19 protein-coding genes and 2 pseudogenes are annotated in these 17,989 nt (G+C 65.6%); 14 read left to right on the top strand and 7 right to left on the bottom strand.

What is annotated here, in order from left to right:
- Window positions 1-762, top strand: a complete 762-nt coding sequence (locus Q8M85_RS20200) for a pyridoxine 5'-phosphate synthase (RefSeq protein WP_305547977.1) — start codon at window positions 1-3, stop codon at window positions 760-762.
- Window positions 763-782: 20 nt separating this feature from the next.
- Here Q8M85_RS20200 and Q8M85_RS20195 read toward each other — a convergent pair whose 3' ends face one another.
- A complete protein-coding gene (locus Q8M85_RS20195) occupies window positions 783-1,487 on the bottom strand; it encodes a hypothetical protein (protein ID WP_305547975.1) in 705 nt (234 codons plus the stop codon).
- A 68-nt stretch (window positions 1,488-1,555) separates the two neighbouring features.
- On the opposite strand from Q8M85_RS20195, the gene Q8M85_RS20190 reads away from it, so the two are divergent.
- Genes Q8M85_RS20190 through rnc form a run of 5 tightly spaced genes read left to right on the top strand, consistent with a single transcriptional unit; the run spans window position 1,556 to window position 4,807 of the window.
- On the top strand, window positions 1,556-2,086 hold the full coding sequence (locus Q8M85_RS20190) for a MarR family winged helix-turn-helix transcriptional regulator (RefSeq protein ID WP_305547973.1): 531 nt from the start codon (window positions 1,556-1,558) through the stop codon (window positions 2,084-2,086).
- Window positions 2,087-2,117: 31 nt separating this feature from the next.
- Window positions 2,118-2,531, top strand: coding sequence for a holo-ACP synthase (gene acpS, locus Q8M85_RS20185; RefSeq protein ID WP_305547971.1), 414 nt, complete (start codon window positions 2,118-2,120; stop codon window positions 2,529-2,531).
- Between the two features lie 3 nt (window positions 2,532-2,534).
- A complete protein-coding gene (locus Q8M85_RS20180) occupies window positions 2,535-3,248 on the top strand; it encodes a hypothetical protein (RefSeq protein ID WP_305547969.1) in 714 nt (237 codons plus the stop codon).
- Between the two features lie 55 nt (window positions 3,249-3,303).
- Window positions 3,304-4,107 carry a signal peptidase I gene (lepB, locus tag Q8M85_RS20175; RefSeq protein ID WP_305547967.1) on the top strand — a complete coding sequence of 268 codons (804 nt, stop codon included), beginning with the start codon at window positions 3,304-3,306 and terminating at the stop codon, window positions 4,105-4,107.
- Window positions 4,108-4,117: 10 nt separating this feature from the next.
- The gene (gene rnc, locus Q8M85_RS20170) at window positions 4,118-4,807 is read left to right on the top strand and encodes a ribonuclease III (protein WP_305547965.1); all 690 of its coding nucleotides are present in this window, start codon (window positions 4,118-4,120) and stop codon (window positions 4,805-4,807) included.
- Here the strand turns inward: rnc and Q8M85_RS20165 are convergent.
- A complete protein-coding gene (locus Q8M85_RS20165) occupies window positions 4,804-5,346 on the bottom strand; it encodes a thermonuclease family protein (RefSeq protein WP_305547963.1) in 543 nt (180 codons plus the stop codon). The two genes, rnc and Q8M85_RS20165, sit on opposite strands and share 4 nt — an antisense overlap.
- A gap of 118 nt (window positions 5,347-5,464) precedes the next feature.
- Between Q8M85_RS20165 and era the strand changes: the two are divergent.
- From era to Q8M85_RS20145, 4 genes and pseudogenes are all read left to right on the top strand, one after another.
- Window positions 5,465-6,370: pseudogene (era, locus tag Q8M85_RS20160) on the top strand (GTPase Era); the annotation flags it as partial.
- Complete coding sequence (locus Q8M85_RS20155; protein WP_371135319.1) at window positions 6,344-6,787, top strand: DUF1491 family protein; 444 nt, start codon at window positions 6,344-6,346, stop codon at window positions 6,785-6,787. The pseudogene era and the gene Q8M85_RS20155, both read left to right, overlap by 27 nt.
- 52 nt (window positions 6,788-6,839) lie before the next feature.
- Window positions 6,840-7,571, top strand: a complete 732-nt coding sequence (gene recO, locus Q8M85_RS20150) for a DNA repair protein RecO (RefSeq protein WP_305547961.1) — start codon at window positions 6,840-6,842, stop codon at window positions 7,569-7,571.
- A 50-nt stretch (window positions 7,572-7,621) separates the two neighbouring features.
- Entirely contained in the window at window positions 7,622-8,845 is a 1,224-nt protein-coding gene (locus Q8M85_RS20145; protein ID WP_305547960.1) for an MFS transporter, read from the top strand.
- Here the strand turns inward: Q8M85_RS20145 and Q8M85_RS20140 are convergent.
- From Q8M85_RS20140 to Q8M85_RS20130, 3 genes are all read right to left on the bottom strand, one after another.
- Complete coding sequence (locus Q8M85_RS20140) at window positions 8,842-9,852, bottom strand: aldehyde reductase (protein ID WP_305547959.1); 1,011 nt, start codon at window positions 9,850-9,852, stop codon at window positions 8,842-8,844. The genes Q8M85_RS20145 and Q8M85_RS20140 overlap by 4 nt on opposite strands.
- 59 nt (window positions 9,853-9,911) lie before the next feature.
- Window positions 9,912-11,573, bottom strand: coding sequence for an acyl-CoA dehydrogenase family protein (locus Q8M85_RS20135; protein WP_305547958.1), 1,662 nt, complete (start codon window positions 11,571-11,573; stop codon window positions 9,912-9,914).
- Window positions 11,574-11,685: 112 nt separating this feature from the next.
- Window positions 11,686-12,201, bottom strand: coding sequence for a DUF3859 domain-containing protein (locus tag Q8M85_RS20130; RefSeq protein ID WP_305547956.1), 516 nt, complete (start codon window positions 12,199-12,201; stop codon window positions 11,686-11,688).
- Window positions 12,202-12,271: 70 nt separating this feature from the next.
- Here Q8M85_RS20130 and Q8M85_RS20125 point away from each other — a divergent pair, with 70 nt between their 5' ends.
- Entirely contained in the window at window positions 12,272-13,045 is a 774-nt protein-coding gene (locus tag Q8M85_RS20125; RefSeq protein ID WP_305547954.1) for a sulfite exporter TauE/SafE family protein, read from the top strand.
- On the opposite strand, the gene Q8M85_RS20120 is transcribed toward Q8M85_RS20125, so the two are convergent.
- Together Q8M85_RS20120 and Q8M85_RS20115 are read right to left on the bottom strand one after the other, a co-directional pair.
- Complete coding sequence (locus Q8M85_RS20120; RefSeq protein WP_305547952.1) at window positions 13,023-13,538, bottom strand: DUF2243 domain-containing protein; 516 nt, start codon at window positions 13,536-13,538, stop codon at window positions 13,023-13,025. The genes Q8M85_RS20125 and Q8M85_RS20120 overlap by 23 nt on opposite strands.
- A 43-nt stretch (window positions 13,539-13,581) precedes the next feature.
- Entirely contained in the window at window positions 13,582-15,180 is a 1,599-nt protein-coding gene (locus Q8M85_RS20115; protein WP_305547950.1) for a phosphoenolpyruvate carboxykinase, read from the bottom strand.
- A gap of 355 nt (window positions 15,181-15,535) precedes the next feature.
- Between Q8M85_RS20115 and Q8M85_RS20110 the strand changes: the two genes are divergently transcribed.
- The 3 genes and pseudogenes from Q8M85_RS20110 to Q8M85_RS20100 all read left to right on the top strand — a co-directional run.
- Window positions 15,536-16,237 carry a response regulator transcription factor gene (locus Q8M85_RS20110; RefSeq protein ID WP_137111551.1) on the top strand — a complete coding sequence of 234 codons (702 nt, stop codon included), beginning with the start codon at window positions 15,536-15,538 and terminating at the stop codon, window positions 16,235-16,237.
- 11 nt (window positions 16,238-16,248) lie between these two features.
- Window positions 16,249-17,943, top strand: a complete 1,695-nt coding sequence (locus Q8M85_RS20105; RefSeq protein WP_305547946.1) for a sensor histidine kinase — start codon at window positions 16,249-16,251, stop codon at window positions 17,941-17,943.
- A pseudogene (locus tag Q8M85_RS20100) lies at window positions 17,919-17,984 on the top strand (hypothetical protein); the annotation flags it as partial. The gene Q8M85_RS20105 and the pseudogene Q8M85_RS20100, both read left to right, overlap by 25 nt.
- Window positions 17,985-17,989: the final 5 nt, after the last annotated feature.

Below are 17,989 nucleotides of genomic sequence, written 5' to 3'. Positions count from 1 at the left end.
ATGAACCAAGCACTGCAAAAGCCCGGCAAGCTTCGGCTTGGGGTGAACATCGACCACGTGGCCACGGTGCGCAATGCCCGCGGCAGCGCCTGGCCCGATCCGCTGCGCGCGGCGCTGCTGGCCGAAACGGCGGGGGCCGACGGGATCACCGCACACCTGCGCGAGGACCGCCGCCACATCCGCGACGCCGACATCGAGGCCCTGATGGCGGGGATCGCCATACCGCTGAACTTCGAATGTGCCGCCACGGCCGAGATGCAGGCCATCGCCTTGCACCACAAGCCGCACGCCATCTGCCTTGTGCCGGAAAAGCGCGAGGAGAGGACGACCGAAGGTGGGCTTGACGTCGCATCGGACCAGAACCGGCTGGCGGATTTCATCACGCCTCTGCGTGAGGCCGGGTGTCGGGTCAGCATGTTCATCAGCCACGACCCCCGTCAGATCGAAGCCAGCGCCCGGATCGGCGCAGCGGTGGTGGAACTGCACACCGGGCTATATTCGGAACTGCTGGCGGACGGTCACGGAAGTCTGGCCGAGCGGGAACTTCTCTCGCTTCAGGCCGGGGCGGAGTATGCCGCGAGCCTTGGGCTGGAGGTCCATGCCGGTCACGGGCTGACCTATGACAACGTGGAACCCATCGCCGCGATCCCCGAACTGACCGAGTTGAACATCGGACATTTCCTGATCGGCGAGGCGATCTTCCGGGGGCTGGAACCTGCAATCGAGGAGATGCGCCGCCGGATGGACCTGGCGCGCGGCTGACACGCGCCAGGGGCACTGGTTCAGTCGATCCGGCCGGGCAGGGACAGATCACCCGAGGCGATGTCGAAGACGTCGGTCACGCACAGAAGCGGCGCGTGCAGGTTCGCATTGACGCGCAGGGCAGAGGTCACGCCGTCGAAGGATGCGCCCTCGGCCCCCTGGACTTCGATTGCGACGCTGACCACGGGGCCATCGAACACCGGCGTCACGTCGGGGCTGTCGATGAAAAGCGGCAGGCCCGGCCAGGTTTTCGGCAGTCGTGGCGTCGCGCCTTCCGGGATGTCCCGCACGGCCAGGGCGCCGGGTCCGCAGTCTTCGGACGGGACCAGGACGACCCAGTGGCTGTGCCAGTCCAGCCCGTCGTTGGCCGGGTCGCCGTCACCGTTTTCGTCGTATAGCGGCGTGTCGTCGAAGTCCGGGTGGCTGGTCGCCGCGAGGGCGAGGATGCCGGTCGCGGGTTCGAACCCGACCGTGGCCGGGTCAAGGCTGGTCGGCCAGACATAGGCGTGGACCGGCGCGCCCGCGAGCGCGCCGATCGGGGCCGGTGTATCGACCCCGGCCGTCCCGGCGGTCGCCATGCGGAAGGTCAGCGTGGCGTCAGTGCGGGTTACCTTGGCCGAAAGGATGTCGAAGCTGGCCACCCTGCCGGCGTCGGCGGGCGAGGTGACATCGGCCAGGGCAAGGCCCGGTGCAAGCAGGATGGCGAGGAAGCAGAGAGGTTTCATGGCTTGGCTCCATATGATAGCGAATCGAAACTATTGCAAAACTGATAGCGAGTCCATACGATATGGCGATGATGCCCCAGACCGAGGTCATGCTGCTTCTGGACCGGATCGCGCGCCTGCATGCAGCGCGACGCCGCGCGGTCACGCTGACCGATGCGCAATGCGCGACGCTGGAATATCTGGCGCGGGCGAACCGCTTCTCGCGCAGCCCGTCGGTCATCGCGGACTATCTGGCGACGACGCGCGGCACGGCATCCCAGACGCTCAAGTCCCTGGCCGAAAAGGGGCTGATCACCGAGGAAGCGACCGAGGGTGACCGGCGGCAGCGGCGCTATGCCCTGACCGAAGGCGGGCGGACGCTGGTCGAGGGCTGGTTGGCCAGCACGGCCAAGGCAGAGACGGCCGAGGCGGTGCAGGCCGCCCGGACCCTGCTGCGCAGCCTGATCGCCTCGGCGGGGGGCAAGAGCTTTGGCATGTGCCGGGACTGCCGCCACCATTCGATCGGACCGGGGGGCACCCGCACCTGCGGCCTTCTGCAGATCACGCTGGCGCTGGAAGAGGCCGGGCAACTCTGCCATGAGTTTGCCGAGGCAGGCTGATCACCTGCGGGCTACGGTGGGGGAAAGCGTCATGATCCTGGGCATCGGCACCGACCTTGCCAACATCGAGCGGATCGAGGCGACGCTGACCCGCCACGGCGACCGCTTCAAGATGCGGGTCTTCACCGAGATCGAGCAGCTCAAGGCCGAAAGCCGCAAGCGTGCCATTGCGGCCACCTATGCGAAACGCTGGGCGGCGAAGGAGGCCTGTTCCAAGGCGCTGGGCACGGGACTGCGGATGGGAATTTCCTGGAAAGACATGGCAGTGACGAACCTGCGGTCAGGCCAGCCAGTGATGCATGTGACGGGCTGGGCGGCGGAACGGCTGCGCGCGATGACGCCTGCGGGGCACGAGGCGGTGATCCATGTCACCTTGACCGATGACCACCCTTGGGCGCAAGCTTTCGTGGTGATCGAAGCAAGGCCCATCGCTGCAAAGGGGTGACCGATGTCCCAGCCACAGTTCTCGCCCCGGATCGAGGCGCTGGCTGCGGCGGGAATTTCGGTGGCGGCGCTGGGCGGGGCCGGGTGGCTGGGCTGGATGATCGGCTGGCCCGACAGCTTCGACCCGAACGATCCCGATTTCGTCAATCCGTTCTCGATCATGATCCTGGGGCTGCTTGGGGTGGCGGGCTGGTTCGGCGTAAAGGCGGCCCGCAACGAGATGCGGCATCGGGCCTTCGGGGATACGGTTCTGGAGATCGGCCCTCCGGGGTATCTGCGCCTTGGCGGGCCCTTCGCCGGTCATTTGCGGGTGCAAAAGCCGGTTGCAGCGACGGGACCGTTCCGGCTGGTGCTGACCTGTTTCGACGTGCACCAGTTCGAAGACAACGGCGAATTCAAGACCTCGAATTTTCCGGTCTGGACTGGCGAAAGGACAGCGGCGGCCGAGACGGACGCCACACAGGGCCTGCCGTTCCGCTTTGACCTGCCCGCCTCGGTGGGACCCGAGCCGGTGCCAAGCGGCATCCTGCCGGGGACGGGCAGTCGTCACCGCATGACAGTGCATGTGCCGGGGATGCGCAAGGTGGTCGCCAGCAACATCCCTCCGGTCGGGCGCTTCTGGACGCTGGTCGCTGCCGCGCCGACGAAGGGTCCCGACTTCCGCGCCGAGGTGGTGGTGCCGACCGACCGGCCGCGCGGCAAGAGCCGGTTGCCTTGACTTCGCCCCGTGCTTGCGCGCAAGAAGCGGCAAACCGAGAAGAGGCAGGACAGGCATGGCGAGCGGCAACAAGGGCGATGGCGGCATCGTCGAGACGATCAAGACGGTCTTCTGGGCGCTGGTGATCGCTATCGCGTTCCGGTCGATCCTGTTCCAGCCGTTCTGGATTCCGTCCGAGTCGATGAAGGACACGCTGCTGATCGGCGACTTCCTCTTCGTCAACAAGATGGCCTACGGCTATTCGCGCTATTCCTGCGAAATCCCGTTCACCACGATCAGCCTCTGCCCGGTCTCGGGCCGGGTGCTGGGATCGGACCCCGAGCGGGGCGACGTGGTCGTGTTCCGTCATCCCACGGCGGGGTCCGACTATATCAAGCGGCTGGTCGGTCTGCCGGGCGACAAGATGCAGATGCGGGACGGCCTCCTTTACATCAACGGCGTTGCGGCGCCGCAGACCCCGGACGGCGTCTTCGAAGAGATGATGGAGGCGCAAGGCCCGATGCGCAACCGCCCGCGCTGCGAGAACGGCGCGGTGGGCGAGGGTGGTATCTGCACCAAGAGCCGGTTCATCGAGACTTTGCCAGAGGGTCGCCAGCACCATGTGCTGAACATCGACACGGACGGCGCGGGCGACAACACCGACATCTTCACCGTGCCTGCGGGCCATTACTTCGTGATGGGTGACAACCGCGACAACTCGACCGACAGCCGCTTCCCGCAGTCGGTGGGCGGCGTGGGCTTCCTGCCAGCCGAGTTCCTGATCGGCCGGGCGGACCGGATCATGTTCTCGTCGGCCGGGCGGAGCCTGTTCTACTTCTGGACCTGGCGCGCCGAACGCTTCTTCAAGGCTATCGAGTGAGGGTGATCGCGTGAGGTTGGCGGCGGACCTGCTGGCTTTCCAGGGCCGCCTCGGGCACACCTTTCGCAAGCCCGATCTGCTGGTACGCGCGGTGACGCATGCCTCGATCGGCACCGCCACGCGGCCGGACAACCAACGGCTGGAATTCCTGGGCGACCGGGTTCTTGGGCTGGTGATGGCCGAGGCTCTGCTCTCCGCCGACGAAGCCGCGCGCGAGGGCCAGCTGGCCCCGCGGTTCAACGCGCTGGTCCGCAAGGAGACCTGCGCCGACGTCGCGCGCGAGGTGGGCCTGGGCGATGTGCTGAAGCTGGGTCGCAGCGAGATGCTGACCGGAGGCCGGCGGAAAGAGGCGCTTCTGGGCGACGCGATGGAGGCAGTGATCGCCGCCGTCTACCAGGACGCGGGGTTTGAGGCGGCACGGGCTCTGGTCCTGCGGCTGTGGCGCGACCGGATCGCGGCGGTGGAACCGGACGCGCGGGACGCAAAGACCAGTTTGCAGGAATGGGCGCAGGCGCGTGGCATGGCACCGCCCAGCTATGAGGAAGCCGGGCGTAGCGGGCCCGACCATGCCCCCTTGTTTACGGTGCGGGTGACGCTGGCCAATGGCGCGACAGCTGAAGCCGAAGCCGGGTCGAAGCGGGTGGCGGAACAGGCGGCGGCGCGGACGCTCTTGCAACGGATGGAGACGGGCGAAGCCTAGTCGGGCAGGCTTGGCGGCATCAGCCCCTTTTGCCGCGCGTCGCAGCGCCAAAGCTTCCGGCGGATGCCGGGGACCTCCATCGTCGCATACTTCCCGCGTGAAAACTTGGGCCAGTCGATCGCCAGTCCTGCCTTCACCATCTCGGCAGACAGATCGCGCCCGTCGGGCAGATAGCAGGTCGCGACAGTCCGGTCATGCGACAAGTCCCCGTCGAACACGGCCCGCACCTCTTGCCCCTTGCACAGATTGACCAGCGTCCACTTGGCGCTCTGGCCGTAGGGGTGGTCGATCTCGGGGGCATCCACGCCAGCAAGGCGGACGCGCGTTCCAGCGATGTCGAGCGTATCGCCATCGATGACCCAGGCGCGACCACGAAGCTCTGTGACCTCAACGACCCGGATCTCGGTCCGTTGGTGGACAACGACGCGCGGGGGCCGGTTCTGGTAATCTCTCTCGATCGTGGTCTGACGCCGGACAAAAACCGCTTTCGGTCGGCTGGACCGGGTGAAGGCCCGGAGGAGGCGACGTAAAAGTCCCATGCCACGCGACTCGTCTGTTCAGCAAAGCAAGGATGATCCGCGGGTTTGCCGATGCCAACTGGCATTTTCCGCGTCTGTCGCGTATCTGGCGTAGATCAACAAAGGATCGCTGCACCCCATGACCACGCGCGCGGGCTTCGTCGCCCTGATCGGAGAGCCCAACGCGGGCAAGTCCACGCTTCTGAACCGGATGGTGGGGGCGAAGGTCAGTATCGTCACGCACAAGGTGCAGACGACTCGGACCCGCATCCGGGGGGTCTGCATGGAGGGACAAAGCCAGATCGTCTTTGTGGACACGCCCGGCATCTTCCGGCCCCGGCGGCGGCTGGACCGAAGCATGGTCAAGGCGGCCTGGGGCGGGGCTTCGGACGCCGATATCATCGTCCTCTTGATCGAGGCGCAGCGCGGGCTGACCGAAGGTGCCAAGGCGATCATCGACCGGCTGCGCGACGAGATGCCGAGGGGCAAGTCGGTGGCGCTTGCCATCAACAAGCTGGACCGGGTGAAAGCCGAGACGCTGCTGGCTCTGGCCGAAGAGGCGAATGAGGCATTTCCCTTCGCCAAGACCTTCATGATCAGCGCCGAGAAAGGGTACGGCGTCGCCGACCTGCGCGAATGGCTGGCGGCCGAAGTGCCCGAGGGCCCGTGGTTCTACCCGGAGGACCAGATTGCCGACCTGCCGATGCGGATGATCGCGGCCGAGATGACGCGCGAAAAGCTGACCCTGCGGCTGCACGAGGAACTGCCCTACCAGCTGACCGTGGAAACCGAAAAGTGGGAGGACAAGCCCGACGGGACGACCCGGATCGACCAGATCGTCTATGTCGCGCGGGACGGCCACAAGGGGATCGTGCTGGGCAACCGGGGCGAGACGATCAAGGCCATCGGTCAGGCGGCGCGGGCGGATATCTCGGAATTCCTGGGCCGGACGGTGCACCTGTTCCTGCAGGTGAAGGTGCGGCCGAACTGGCTTGAAGAAGCCGAGCGCTATTCCGAGATGGGTCTGGATTTCAAGGATGGCGATGCGTGGGCGCGGCCCCGAATTCTTCGAAGAGTTCGGGCAAATTCCTTCGAAGGAATTTGGTCCCGGCCCGGGCGTGGTGCGATGACGCCTCGGCTTGCCTCGGGCATCTGGGTCGCGGCTTATCTGACCCGGCTGCGGCTGGCGGATATTCCGACCTATGTGACAGCCAAGGGCGATGCGGAAGCGGGCGCGGTGGTGGTGAAGGTGGCGCTCCTGGACGGCACCGCGCGGGCCTACGAGCGTCGGTCGGACCTGATGACCGGGGCGCGGGCCTGGATCCTGCTGGCCGAGGGGTCGGAGGCGGAGGTGGATGCGCTTGTCTCGCGCACCAGGGGCCGTGACCCCGACCTCTGGGTGATCGAGCTGGAGGATCGGCAGGGGCGGACCTTGCTGGAGGAAGACGGCCTGGCGGATTGAGGCGTCTGGGGCGGGGTTGCGCCGAACCCTTGACCCCCCGATAGTCCGGCGCATGGAATGGCGCGACGAAGGTATCCTTCTATCCATGCGACCGCATGGCGAGACCTCGGCGATTGTCGAGGTCCTGACGGGTTCACATGGGCGGCACATGGGTGTGGTGCGGGGTGGGGCCTCGCGCAAGATGGCAGCGGCATTGCAGCCTGGCACCAGTCTGACGCTGGACTGGCGGGCGCGGCTGGACGACCACATCGGCAGCTTCACGGTCGAGCCGGTGAAATCCCGCGCGCATCTTCTGGCGGACCGGCTGGCCTTGGCGGGGCTCATGTCGGTTTGCGCGCTTCTTCATGAGGCGCTGCCCGAGCGCGAGCCGCATCCGGCGCTGTGGCGCAAGACGCTGGCGCTGATGGATGTGCTGGGGGACACCGGCTGGACAGCGGCTTATGTGCGGTGGGAACTGTGCTTGCTGGAAGAGCTTGGCTTCGGGCTGGATCTGTCGGCCTGTGCGGTCACCGGGGCGACAAAGGGGCTGGCCTATGTCAGCCCGAAAACCGGGCGGGCGGTGACAGCGAAAGGCGCGGGAGACTGGGCCGACCGCCTGATCCCCTTGCCCGAGGGGCTGGACAGAGACGGCCCACTTGCTCTTGAAGCGGTGCTTATGGGGCTGCGACTGACCGGCTTCTTCCTGGACCGCGAACTGCGGCCGGTGCTGCACGACCGACCGTTGCCCGAAGCGCGGTCGCGGTTGGTCGACCTCTTGGGGCGGCCAGCCCGAAACGACGACTGATGTCGGCTTTGTGACAGACGGAACCAGGGACCCGCCGTCCAAGTGACGCAATGGCCAACCGTTACATTCCGCTGGCGCTGCGACACAGCCCCACCCCCCGGATCGAGCATTTCGCGCTGCTGTCCGGGCTGGATGCCTCGATCCGGGGCATGCTGATCTCGACCATGCCGCTGGTGGTCTATGACGCGCTGGGGGATGCGCAGGCGACGTCGGTGGCGTTCTTCATCTCGGGGATCGTGGCGCTGGTCTGGGGGCTGATGGTGCCCTGGGCCGCCCGGCTGATCCCCCGGCGCTGGACCTATACCGGGGGCGTCGGCCTCTATCTGGTCGGCAATGCGCTGGGAGCCATCGGGACGGTCTGGTCGGTGCCGATGGCGCTGATCTGCAACGCGATGGCGACGGTGACGATCTTCGTCTGCCTGAACGCCTATGTGCTGGATTACGTGGACCGGGCGAACCTGGGCCGCAGCCAGTCGACGCAGATGGTCTATGCCGCGGCGCCATGGGCGATCGGGCCGATGGCGGGGGTTTGGCTTTACCACCAGTGGCACGCGCTGCCCTTCATTGCGTCGGGGGTCTTTGCCCTGATCCTGATGGTCAGCTTCTGGGTCCTGCGGCTGGGCAACGGCAAGCAGATCGCCCGTGCCAAGCGGCCGGCAGTGAACCCGCTGGGCTATCTGGGCCGGTTCTTCACCCAGCCCCGGCTGATCGCGGGCTGGATGTTCGCGGTGATGCGGTCCTGCGGCTGGTGGGTCTATGTCGTCTACCTGCCGATCTTCTGCATCGAGGCGGGCCTTGGCGACAAGGTCGGCGGCATCGCCCTGTCGATCACCAACGCCTCGCTCTTTGCCGCGCCCGCCCTGAACCGGCTGGCCCGGCGTCTGTCGGTGCGCCGGTCGGTGCGCTTTGCGTTCGGGGCCTGCGGGGTGCTGTTCCTGTCGGCGGGTCTTCTGTCCTTCCTGCCCTGGGCCAGCGTGGCGCTGATCATGGCGGCCTCGATCTTTCTGGTGACGCTGGACGTCGTGGGGGGGCTGCCCTTCCTGATGTCGGTCAAGCCCAGCGAGAGGACCGAGATGTCGGCGGTCTATTCCAGCTTCCGCGACGTGTCGTCGATCGTGACGCCGGGGGCGGCCTGGCTGGTGCTGTGGGTGGCGCCGCTGCCGGGGATCTTCATTGCCGCCGGGGTGGGGCTGATTGCGTCCTGGTCGATTGCCGGGCGGCTGCATCCCCGACTTGGGGTGCAGCGTCCGTCGCGGGGGGGCGTGGTCGCCTAGGCCCAGATCCTGCCGTGCCTGACCAGCCAGTCGGCGGCAGCCAGAAGCGCCGCCTTGGGTGCGATGAACTCCATCTCCATCTCCTTGACCGCGCGGGCGTTCGAGACGCGTTCCAGGTGGCCAAGCTTGGGCAGGATCGACTTGATCTGCGGGTCGAACAGGGACAGGAACCTCACGATGGCCTTGGGTGCCTCGCGCGTCGGGATGCGGCGGGTCGGGTAGGCGGCCTTGAGGGTGCGGCCCATGTCGACAAAGGCCATCGACCCCGACGAGGCAATATAACGTCGCCCCTCGGTCTCGGGGCGCTGAAGTGCGCGGAGATGCATCTCGGCCACGTCGCGGACATCGACGATCGGGAAGCCCAAGGGCGGCAGCATCGGGTCCTTGCCCTTCAGGAAACGTTCCACGAGGCCCAGGGAGGAACCGTAGTGTTCATCCAGCGGCGGCCCCAGCACGAGGCCGGGGTTGATCGTGGTAAGCTTCAGCCCACGGGCCTTGGCGATCTCCCACGCCGCGCGTTCGGCAAGGGTTTTCGACTTGGCATAGGGCGTGGTCGTCGGCAGGTGGACATCGCACCAGTCGGCCTCGTCCAGAAGCGTGTCCTGCTTGCTTTCGTTGATCACCGCCACGGTCGACGAGGTCAGGACCACGCGCGTCACCCCTGCGGCTGCGGCGGCCTTCAACACGCGCTCGGTGCCTTCGACGGCGGGGCGGATCACCGTTGCGGGGTCCTTCGGCTGGGCGATGGGAAAGGGCGAGGCGCTGTGGACCAGGGCCGAGACACCGACCATCGCGTCAGCCCAGCCTGCGTCGGATTCGAGGTCGGCCTGGACGAAGGTCAAGGTGCCAGCCTGTTCGGTCAGATAGGGGGCAAGCGCGGCGCGGACCTCATCCGCGCGGTCCATGCGGCGCAAGGTGCCGCGGACCGCGTAGCCCGCGTTCAGAAGCTTCAAAGCGATGTGCTTGGCGATGAAGCCGGAGACCCCGGTCAGAAGCACCGTTTCCATGCCAGACTCTCCCTTGCCCTGCTTACAGGATTAGGGCGGCCATCCAGCAAATCAAGCGGTCACTCCAGCAAGCGTCGCGCGATCACCTGGGCCTGGATCTCGGCGGCACCCTCGAAGATGTTCAGGATGCGCGCGTCGCACAGGATGCGGCTGATCCGGTATTCCAGCGCAAAGCCGTTGCCGCCGTGAATCTGCAGCGCGTTGTCGGCCGAGGCCCAGGCGACGCGGGCGCCAAGAAGCTTGGCCATCCCTGCTTCCAGGTCGCAGCGCTTGTCGTGGTCCTTCTGCCAGGCCGAGAAGTAGGTCAGCTGCCGGGCGATCATGATTTCCACCGCCATCATCGCCAGCTTCGATTCGATGCGGGGGAACTCGATCAGCGAGCGGCCGAACTGCTTGCGGTCCTCGGCATATTGCATCCCGGTTTCCAGCGCCGACTGCGCGACGCCGATGGCCCGCGCGCCGGTCTGGATGCGGGCGGATTCGAAGGTCTGCATCAACTGCTTGAAGCCTTGCCCCTCGACGCCGCCCAGAAGGTTCTCGCCCTTTACCGCGAAGTCGTCGAAGTTGACGGTGTATTCCTTCATGCCACGATAGCCGAGGACCTCGATCTCGCCGCCGGACAGGCCAGGGTCGACGAAGGGCGTCTCGTCGGTGCCGGGGGTCTTTTCGGCCAGGAACATCGACAGGCCGCGATAGTCGGAGGTGCCTTCGACCGACCGCGCCAGCACGGTCATCACATGGGTCCGGGCGGCGTGGGTGATCCAGGTCTTGTTGCCGGTGATGATCCAGTCGTCGCCGTCCTTTTTCGCCCGGGTGCGCAGCGACCCGAGGTCGGACCCGGTGTTCGGCTCGGTGAAGACGGCGGTCGGCAGGATTTCCCCGCTGGCAAGGCCGGGCAGCCATTTCGCCTTCTGCTCTTCCGTCCCGCCGCAAAGGATCAGCTCGGCGGCGATCTCGGACCGGGTGCCAAGCGAGCCAACGCCGATATAGCCGCGCGAGAGTTCTTCCGAGACGACGACCATCGACGCCTTGGACAGCCCGAAGCCGCCATAGGCTTCCGGGATGGTCAGGCCGAAGACGCCCATCTCGGCAAGCTCGGTGATCACCTCCATCGGGATCAACTCGTCCTTCAAGTGCCAGTCGTGGGCACGCGGAATGACCTTTTCGTCGGCATAACGGCGGAACTGGTCGCGGATCATCTCCAGCTCTTCGTCAAGGCCGGTCGCGCCAAAAGTCGCCCGCCCGTGGTTGTCGCGCATCCGGGCGACAAGGGCGTGCCGCGCCTCGGGCGAGTTGCCCTGCGTCATCAGCCTTGTGGCCGCCGCGCCAGGGGTCCAGCTCAGGCCGAGGTCGGTGAGACGGACGAATTCGGTCTGGCTCATCGGGATGCCGCCGGCGATCTGGGTCAGGTATTCGCCGAAGCCAATTTGAAGGATCAGCGCTTCCATCTCGCCGAACTGCCCGGCGGTCTTCAGCCGCACGGCCCAGGCGTCAAGCTGGCGCAGCGCCTCGACATAGGTGGCAAGCCAGGCCAGGGCATGCGCCTGGTACTGCCGCGCCTCAAGCGCCTGGTTCGACACCTTTCCGCTGGTCGAGACCTGCGCCTTGAGCCCGTCGCGCGCCGTGGCGAACAGCGCCTCGACCTCGGGAAGGGCGGCTGCGGTCAGGACCTGAAGGTCGGCAAGGATCGGGGTCTGGGTCATGACTTGTCCGTCAGGCATGGGTCGGCTCCGGCGAGATTCTGCACCTGCGAAGAGGTAGCGTCTTCGCATCCGCAGAGCAACAAGATTTCAACCCGGATCATTGGTGCGAATGAAAATGTCGCAGCCGATTTTAAGAGATCGCCCCGCAGGCCTGGGCGATCTGGGGCAGGGCTGCTGTGGGGACGACCTCGAAGTCGACTGTGTAAAGCCGGGTTTCGCCCGCCCAGGCCTCGAATCGCCAGGTGCCGGTGATCAGCTCGTCCTCGCGGTCGAAGCGGAAGAAGCCGAACTGGTCTGAGAGGTCGGTAAAGGTGGAGTTCCAGGTTTCGGGGGTGGTGCTTCCGGGCCGGTAGACGCGCATTTCGCCCGAGGCAAAGACCCCGGCGGCCATGCGGGACTTGACGCCGAAGGCCAGGCCGATCTGGGCGGGGACGCCGCGGGCGTCGGGCCAGTGGAAGTCGATCTCGCCCTCGGGGACGTGGATCCAGCCCGACAGGGTGCCGGGGGCGGGGCGCTGGTTCATCTCCTGCAGAGCGCAGAAGACGCCGACTTTCAGCGCGGCGACCGAGGGGCCGATCACGGGCGGCGCAGGGTCAGCCCGCAGGGGCGCGGCAAGCCAGACAACAAGGATCAATCCGCGCAACATTCGATTTTCACCCGTCAGCGCCTTTCGCCTGGCCTTTGATTGCGCCACAAGGGTGCGGAAAGGGCAAGTCATGTTCGATCTGGTCTTGGCTGGGCTTTCCGGCAACGCTTTCGTCGCGGCGCTGGCAGTGACGCTGTTTGCGGGCTTCGTGAAGGGCGCGGTGGGCTTTGCCATGCCGATGATCCTGGTCTCGGCCTTTGCGGTCTTCCTGCCGCAGGACCTGGCGCTGGCGGGCCTGATCCTGCCGACGCTGGTGACGAACCTGAGCCAGGCTTTCCGGCAGGGCATGGCGGCGGCGGTCCAGACAGCGCGGACCTACCGCAGGTTCCTGATTGCAACGGTGATCTGCATCGCGGTCTCGGCCCCTTTTGCGGATGTGATCCCGCGCGTGGCCTATCTTCTGATGCTGGGCGTCCCGATCACCGCCTTTGCGGCCATGCAACTGATGGGGCGCAGTCTGGCGATCAAGCTTCACCATCGCGACCGGGCAGAGTGGGGGCTGGGGGTGATCGGAGGGCTCTACGGTGGAGTTTCCGGCATCTGGGGGCCGCCCTTGCTGGTGCTGCTGCTGTCGACCGGTGCGGACAAGGTGACGATGGTCCGGGCGCAGGGGGTAGTCTTCCTGATCGGAGCGGTGGCGCTGCTGGCGTCGCATTTGGGGACCGGGATTGCAAATCCGCAAAGCCTGGGATTTTCGGCCGCGTTGTGCGTGCCGGCGCTGGTCGGGCTTTACCTGGGCTATGCCGTGCAAGACCGGCTGGACCAGGCCCGCTTCCGCCGCTGGACCCAGGGCCTTCTGGTCATAACCGGACTGAACATGGTCAGGCAGGCGCTTTTCGGCTGATCACGCAGCCAAGGCCAAGAAGCAGCAGGCCCGATGCAAGGAGGCGCGGATCCCAGGCGAGCCACCGATCGGGCGGGGCGGTTTCCTTCACATGATGCAGGCCCAGAAGCTGGTGGTTGACCAGCCCTTCCACCAGATTGAACAGCCCAAAGCCCATCAGCACGCCGCCGACAAGCTTGCCCCGGACACTTCGCACCCCGCGCCTTGCGCCGCGCCAGACCAGCGCGATGCCGGCGACGGTCATGATCCAGGTGGCAACATGAAAGAGGCCGTCAAGAAAGGTGTTCAGTTTCAGCCCCTCGACGGTGTCGACGGGGACCCCAGCCGATGAGGCGCTGTGGTCCCATTGCAGGATCTGGTGCAGGACAATCCCGTCGACAAAGCCGCCAAGGCCAGTGCCAAGAAGCAGCGCCGCCCTGGTCGGGAACGGGGCAGGCGGCGAAGGGGTTGTGGGAACGGTCTGGGTTGAGAGCAGGGCTGGCTCCGCTGGCACCGGTTCTTGAACTGGAACCAGCAGAGGCAAACCGTGTCCCCGGCTAGCCGATTGCGGCGGCCTTCACGTCGGCGTCGATGAAGGGCACATACTGCGCGAAGTTCTTCTGGAACATCGCCACAAGCTTTGCCGCCTGGGCGTCATAGGCGTTCGGATCGACCCAGGTGCGGCGCGGATCAAGAAGGGCATGCGCCACGCCCTCGACCTCTATCGGCACTTCGAAGCCGAAGTTCGGGTCCTTGCGGAACTCTACCCCGTTCAACGTGCCGTCCAGTGCTGCGGCCAGAAGCGCGCGGGTGGCCTTGATCGGCATCCGCTTGCCGGTGCCGTAGGCGCCGCCGGTCCAGCCGGTGTTCACCAGCCAGCAAGAGGCGCCGTGCTTGGCGATCTTGGCTTGCAGAAGCTTGCCGTAGACTTCCGGGCGGCGTGGCATGAACGGCGCGCCGAAGCAGGTCGAGAAGGTCGGCTGCGGCTCGGTTATGCCACGTTCGGTCCCGGCAGCCTTGGAGGTGAAGCCAGAGAGAAAATGATACATCGCCTGCGCCGGGGAAAGGCGCGCGATGGGGGGCAGGACCCCGAACGCATCGCAGGTCAGCATGACGACATGGCGGGGATGGCCGCCAAGGCCAGTGGCGCTGGCGTTCGAAATGGCTTCCAAAGGATAGGCGCAGCGGGTGTTTTCGGTGAGGCTGCGGTTGGAAAAGTCCAATTCCAGTGTCTCGGGGTCGAAGACCATGTTCTCCACCACGGTGCCGAAGCGGTGCGTTGTGGCATAGATCTCGGGCTCATGCTCGGGCGAGAGATCAATGGTCTTGGCGTAGCAGCCGCCCTCGAAGTTGAAGATGCCGCGGTCGGACCAGCCGTGTTCGTCATCGCCGATCAGCGTGCGATCTGGGCTGGCGGAAAGCGTGGTCTTGCCGGTGCCCGAAAGGCCGAAGAACACGGCTGCATCAACGGGATTTCCAAGCGCGTGGTTGGCCGAGCAGTGCATCGCCATCACGCCCTTGGCGGGCAAAAGGTAGTTCAGGACGGTGAAGACGGCCTTCTTGTTTTCCCCGGCATAGGCAGTGTTGGCAATCAGCACGGTCTTTTCGTCAAAGTTCAGGACGATTGCGGTTTCGGTCCGGCAGCCGTGACGGGCCGGGTCGGCCTTGAAGGACGGGCAGTTGATGATCGTCCAATCGGGGGTGAAGCTGTCCAGCTCGGCCCGGTCCGGGCGGCGCAGGAGGTGGCGGATGAAAAGGCCGTGCCAGGCAAGCTCGGTAACCACGCGGACGTCAAGCCGGTGGATCGGGTCGGCCCCGGCGTAAAGGTCCTGGACGAAAAGCTCGGCCCCCTGGAGGTGGGCCAGCATGTCGGCCTTGAGGCGGGCGTAGGCCTCGGGCGACATGGCGGAGTTGTTTTCCCACCAGATCGTGTCTTCCGTAGCGGCGGTGCGGACAACGAATTTATCCTTTGGCGAGCGTCCGGTGAACTGGCCCGTCGTGCAAAGGAACGCCCCCCCGCGACCCAGACGACCCTCACCCCGCAAAACCGCCGCCTCGACCAGCAAGGACTCGGCATAGTTGTAGTGGGCGACCGCGACACCCGTGATGCCCTGCATCTCCAACGTCTGATTGGGGTTCACGCGTCCTTGGATCATCCTGCAAGCTCCCGTTGCCGCAAATCTGGCGCGGCGGTTCCGAAGGGTCGGCATCCGGGCCAATGAATGCCGTGACAGGCCCGTGCAAGGACAGGTCACACTCGGCCTATAGCACGGGATTTTTGCACGAGAATAGCGTGATTTCAAACAGTTAGCGCAATCATTTCCCCGTTAGCGCCACCATCGGCGAACCGGCGCCGGACGGGGTGGGGAATTGTTGGTATGATTGGCTAAATTGTCACCCTTGGCCGCATTGTTTCACAGGTGATTCGCTTTTCTGTTGATTATCCCGATGCAAGTCCCGAAAATCGGGCAAAATAAATAACAGGCAGCAGCAGTTAAGGGAGGCTCGAAGATGTCGCGCATCGCCCTTGTCGACGATGACAGGAACATCCTGACCTCGGTCGCCATGACCCTAGAAGCCGAAGGCTTCGAGGTGGAAACCTACAACGACGGCCAATCCGCGTTCGAGGCGTTCAGTCGCCGGATGCCGGACATGGCGGTCCTGGATATAAAGATGCCCAGGATGGACGGGATGGATCTGCTGCAGCGCATGCGGCAGAAAACCTCGATCCCGGTGATCTTCCTGACCTCGAAGGATGACGAGATCGACGAGGTTCTGGGCCTGCGGATGGGGGCGGACGACTACGTCAAGAAGCCCTTCAGCCAGCGCCTTCTGGTCGAACGCATCCGTGCGCTTCTGCGTCGGCAAGAGGCGATCAATACGGGCGAGGCTGCTGCCACCGAGGAAACCCGGATGATGGAGCGGGGCGCCCTTCGGATGGACCCGCTGCGCCATTCCGTGACCTGGAAAGGCAAGGAAGTTGCGCTGACCGTGACCGAGTTCCTGCTGTTGCAGGCGCTGGCCCAGCGTCCCGGCTTCGTCAAGTCGCGCGATCAGCTGATGGACGTGGCCTATGACGATCAGGTCTATGTCGACGACCGCACCATCGACAGTCACATCAAACGCCTGCGCAAGAAGATGCGCTCGGTCGACGATACCTTCTCGGCGATCGAGACGCTGTACGGCATCGGCTACCGCTACAACGAAGAATAACAGCCGCCGCCATGTCCTCGGCCCCCAGGATTGCCCCCGATGACGTCCGACCGAAAAGGTCGGGCGACGTTCTCTTGGGCGAGGACTGGGTATCGCCTGATGCCACTGTCGAGCGGCTGAAGGAAGGCCGCGGCGGCCGCAGCATCGTCGGGCTGAACCGCTCTCCCCTGGCGCGGAAGATCATCGTCTTCAACCTGATGGCGCTGGTCCTGCTGGCTGTGGGCGTTCTTTTCATGAACCCTTTCCGTGACAGTCTGGCCTTGCAGCGGCAACTGGGCATGGTGCGCCAGGCCGAACTGATCTCGGCGGTCTACGAGGCGCATCTGCGGTCGGGCAATACCGGCTTTGACTTCCGCACGCCCTTGCAGGACATCGAACTGGACCCGGTGCTGGAGGTCTTCGTCTTTGACCCGACGGGTGCGCTTCTGGCGTCACGGGTGGGGCAGGGGACCGGGACGCTGGTCACCGACCCGGACCAGCCGACGATCCTGACCGATTTCCTGGAGGGCGTCTGGAACCTGGTCACGGTGCTCTTCCGCCAGGGCCAGGCCGACTGGACCGAGACGATAGACCCCGCCGACAATGCACGCGCCGCCTTCGAGGGCGCGCGTGGCGGCGACGTGGTGACCCGCGTCACCCGCAACAGCGAGGGCAGCAACTATTTCACCGTCGCCACCCCGATCAGCATCGGCGGGGACCTGGTTGGCGTGGTTGCCGTCACCTCGAACAGTCAGGAGATCGACCGTCTGGTGCGCTATGAGCGCGAGCAGATCCTGCAGATGTTCGTGCTGGCTGTGGTCCTGTCGATCAGTCTTAGCCTGATGCTGGCCTCGACCATCTCGAACCCGCTCTCGGACCTGGCGGCTGCGGCGGAAGTGGGCCGCGACCGCGACTCGCGCCGGGTGGCCCCAAGCCGGGTCCGCATCCCCGACCTTGCCGCCCGTCCCGACGAGATCGGACGTCTGTCGGTCGCGATGCGGGGGATGGTGTCGGCGCTGTATGACCGGATCGATGCCAACGAACAGTTCGCGGCGGACGTGGCGCACGAGATCAAGAACCCGCTGGCGTCCCTTCGGTCGGCTGTCGGGTCCTTGCGGTTCGTCAAGAAGGATGAACACCGCGACAAGCTTCTGGATGTGATCGAGCATGACGTGCGGCGTCTGGACCGGCTGGTCAGCGACATCTCCAACGCCTCGCGGCTGGATTCAGAGCTGGTGAAGGAGGACGAGGAAGAGTTCAACCTTCTCAAGACGCTGTCCAACCTCTGCCAATACCTAAGCCAGCAGGCGGGCGAGAAGGGGGTGGACTTCATCATCGACCTGCCGTCCGACCCGATTGCCATCCACGGGCTTGAGGCGCGGCTGGCACAGGTCTTCGTGAACCTGGTGACCAACGCGATTTCCTTCTGCGAAGACGGCGATGCGGTCCGCGTCTGGGCGCGCCGCCGTGAAAACCGGGTGCTGATCGTGGTCGAGGATACCGGCCCAGGCATCCCGGAACAGGCGCTGACCAAGGTGTTCAAGCGGTTCTATTCGGAACGTCCGCAAGCCGAATTCGGCCAACACTCCGGCCTGGGTCTGGCGATTTCCAAGCAGATCGTCGAGGCGCATGGCGGGGTGATCTGGGCCGAGAACATCCGGCCCACAGCCGCCGATCCGACATCGGAACCGCTGGGTGCGCGGTTCGTCGTCGGCCTGCCGGTGTGATCCCGGACATCCTGCATGCAAGCTCTGTCGCCGTCGATGGGCGCGG

Source organism: Tabrizicola sp. (assembly GCF_030694085.1).
Taxonomy (GTDB): domain Bacteria; phylum Pseudomonadota; class Alphaproteobacteria; order Rhodobacterales; family Rhodobacteraceae; genus Tabrizicola.
This window is presented reverse-complemented; position numbering and strand designations above follow the sequence as displayed.